The organism is Paenibacillus ottowii (genome assembly GCF_050516475.1).
GTDB lineage: Bacteria > Bacillota > Bacilli > Paenibacillales > Paenibacillaceae > Paenibacillus > Paenibacillus ottowii.
Window position 1 is genome coordinate 4,054,561 of record NZ_CP191577.1, and the last position, 3,243, is coordinate 4,057,803.

Consider the following 3,243-nt stretch of genomic DNA (forward strand, 5'->3'; position numbering starts at 1 on the left):
ATTCGCTACATGCTGGACGATTCGGGAGCAGAGCTGCTGTTGACACAAAGTCATCTGGTGGACAAAGTCGCGTTTGACGGTCACGTGCTGGTGCTGGATGGAGCACAAAGTGTGTACCACGAGGATGGTTCCAATCTGGAGCCGCTATCTGGTCCAAATGATCTGGCATATGTCATTTATACGTCGGGGACAACCGGGCAGCCGAAGGGCGTGATGCTGGAGCACCACGGACTGTGCAATCTGAAAACGTATTTTGATCAGACACTTCAGATTCGTGCGTCGGATCATGCGCTGCTATTTGCCAGCTACTCGTTTGATGCGGCTTGCTGGGAAATCTTCCAGGCGCTGTTCTGCGGAGCCACGTTGTACGTGCCAACGACAGAGACGATTTTGAACTACGAGCGGTTTGAGCAATATATGGCGGATCACCGGATTACCGTGGCCGCTTTGCCGCCGACTTATGCAGTGTATCTGGAGCCGGGACGGATGCCGCACCTGCGTATTCTGTTTACTGCGGGTTCAGCCTCTTCCACCGAACTGGTATACAAATGGAAGGATCAGGTGGCGTACTATAACGGCTACGGTCCAACTGAAAACTCAGTGGCGACGTCGATCTGGCCGGTATCCGAGGATGCGAGGGCAGGACAACTCATTTCCATTGGACGCCCTGTGCCGAATCATCGGGTATACATGGTGGATGTGCATGGACATTTGGCGCCGGTAGGTGTAGCGGGTGAACTGTGCGTATCCGGTCCGGGTCTGGCGCGGGGTTATCTAGATCGACCAGAGCTGACGGCTGAGAAATTTGTAACAAACCCGTTTGCGGTGGGTGAAGCCGGCTATGAGCGAATGTACCGGACGGGGGACTTGGCAAGATGGATGCCAGACGGCAACATCGAATATTTGGGCCGGATCGACCATCAGGTGAAAATCCGGGGCTACCGGATCGAGCTGGGCGAGGTCGAGGCACAGATTCTGAAAGTGGAAGACGTGCAAGAGGTCATTGTACTGGCGCAAGCGGACGAGCAGGGGCAAAACCAACTGGTGGCGTACTATGTCGCCGAAAGAGAAGTAAGCGCGGGTGAACTACGCAGCTTGCTGGGTGAAGAATTACCCAACTACATGGTGCCTTCGTACTTTATTCAGCTGGAGCAGATGCCACTGACACCGAACGGTAAAATCGACCGCAAGGCCCTGCCTGCACCGGAAGGCAGCCTGCAAAGCGGAGCGGATTATGTAGCGCCGCGCACAGCGCTGGAGCAGACGTTAGCTTCCATTTGGCAGGGGGTATTAGGAGCGAAGAGCGTCGGCATTCTGGATAATTTCTTTGATCTGGGCGGCGATTCGATCAAAGCGATCCAGGTATCCTCCCGTTTGCTGCAAGCGGGCTACAAGCTGGATATGAAGGATTTGTTCCAATATCCGTCCATTTCGCTGCTAAGCGGTCATGTACACAACGTTAGCCGTACAGCCGATCAGGGCGAAGTTTCGGGCAGCGTCGAGCTGACTCCGATCCAGCAGTGGTTCTTTGGACTATCGTCGGCAGAGCCGCATTATTTCAACCAGTCGGTGATGCTGCATCGAGCAGAAGGCTTCGATCTAGATGCATTGCATCACACGGTGACCAAGCTGACGGAGCATCATGATGCGCTGCGTATGGTCTTCCGTCAGACCGAACAGGGCTATGAAGCGTGGAATCGCGGTGTAAAGGAAGGCGAACTGTATCATTTGGACGTTGTCGATTTGACAGGCGTTGAAGACACGGCGGATGTGGTAATGGCGATTGAAACGCAAGCTAATGCCATCCAAAGCTCTATTCGTCTGGATGAAGGGCCACTGGTGAAGCTGGGACTTTTCCGCTGCATGGATGGAGATCATTTACTGATCGCGATCCACCATTTGGTCGTAGACGGCATTTCATGGCGGATTGTGTTTGAGGATTTTGCGACTGGATATGAGCAGGCCGTTCGGGGAGAAGCGATTCGCTTGCCATATAAAACGGATTCGTTCTCTGCTTGGGCAGAGCGATTGTCTCAATATGCGAACAGTCCAGCCGTCGAAAATGAACGCGAATACTGGCAGCGCCTTGGCCACATCGAAGTCGCATCACTACCTAAGGATCACGAAAGAGCGGCAGGACAGCCTTTGCTGGTCAGAGACAGTGAGACGGTGACTGTAGCTTGGAGCGAACAGGAAACCCGACTGCTGCTTCAGGAATCGCATCGGGCGTACAACACCGAGGTCAATGATCTGCTGTTAACCGCACTCGGCACCGCATTGTACAACTGGAGTGGGCAGAAGCGTGTGCTGGTCCATCTGGAGGGTCATGGCCGGGAAGCCATTGTTTCAGATATCGACATCACACGTACGGTGGGCTGGTTTACAAGCCAGTATCCGGTGCTGCTGGATGTGGATGGAACATTAGAAGTAGGACAGCGCATCAAGCGGGTAAAAGAGGACCTGCGCCATGTGCCGCATAAGGGCATTGGCTACGGTATCTTGAAATATATGTCTCAGGATGATGCTAATTCTTGCTTGAGCCTACAGCCTGAGATCAGCTTTAACTATTTGGGACAATTTGATCAGGACTTAGAACATGGGGAAATCACGCTGTCTTCACATCCAGGTGGAGAGCCGCTGAGTGACCGCACCGTGCTGGAGCAGCCGCTGAATGTGAACGGTATGATTACAGCAGGCGTGCTGACCTTGGAAATTCGCTATGACAGCCAAGTATATCATCAGCAAAACGTAGAGAAGTTTGCCCGGCTGCTGCAGGAAAGCTTGCAGGAAGTAATCAAGCATTGCGCGTCTCAAGAGCGAAGTGAGCTAACGCCAAGCGATATCTTGTTCAAAGGCTTATCGTTGGAACAGCTGGAACAATTGACGAAGCAAACGGCTTCTGTGGGCGAGCTGGAAAATGTGTATGCTCTTTCTCCGATGCAAAAGGGGATGCTGTTCCATAACCTGATGGAACCGGACTCAGGCGCATACTTTCAGCAAGCGTCGTTTGATCAGCATGGCAGCTTTGATGTTGCTATTTTCCGCAAGAGCCTGGATCTGCTGACACAGCGTCATGAAGCGCTGCGGACGAATTTCTATCAGTTTGAGACCGGACACGGTCAGGAGCCATTGCAGATGGTATTCCGTCACAAAGATAGCGACCTTTCCTTCAAAGATATACGCAAAATGCCGAAAGCAGAGCAACAGGCGTATATCCAGGCGTTGAAGCAGGAGGATCAAGCT

Annotated in this window: 1 pseudogene; it reads left to right on the top strand. The window is 52.8% G+C overall.

Annotated elements, in window-relative coordinates:
• Positions 1-3,243 (top strand): annotated as a pseudogene (locus tag ACQQ6X_RS18870) (amino acid adenylation domain-containing protein); the annotation flags it as partial.